The organism is Mesorhizobium sp. M4B.F.Ca.ET.143.01.1.1 (assembly GCF_004792275.1).
GTDB lineage: Bacteria > Pseudomonadota > Alphaproteobacteria > Rhizobiales > Rhizobiaceae > Mesorhizobium > Mesorhizobium abyssinicae.
Genome location: NZ_SRSR01000376.1, coordinates 1 through 280 on the forward strand (window position 1 = coordinate 1; position 280 = coordinate 280).

Here is a 280-nt window from a genome sequence, read left to right on the forward strand (position 1 = left end):
GCTTCAGCCATTGCGTACTGACCGTGTCGCTATCGTCAAGCGGCTTCGGCAGCGGTGGCGGTCTGCATCGAAGGCAGCTCGAAAGCTCCTTCCCGCGACAGCCGGATCGCGGCGACCGATATGCGCTTGCGCGCCGCCATGATATCGGCGAGCGCAATGCCTTCCGATCCTTGTCCGAGTTCGGATTCGATCATGCGGCGCGAGCGCGCGCCGATCGCCGACAGCGCGGATTCGGCCAGTTCCGGCGAGGCGCCGCGCAACGCCAGTGTGACGATCTCGG

Annotated in this window: 1 protein-coding gene; it reads right to left on the bottom strand. The window is 66.1% G+C overall.

All coding sequences use genetic code 11. The annotated features are described in order from the left end of the window. Positions 1–35: 35 nt before the first annotated feature. Positions 36–280: FliG C-terminal domain-containing protein (locus tag EN786_RS37415; protein ID WP_281405038.1), on the bottom strand; the 245-nt coding region annotated here is incomplete at its 5' end.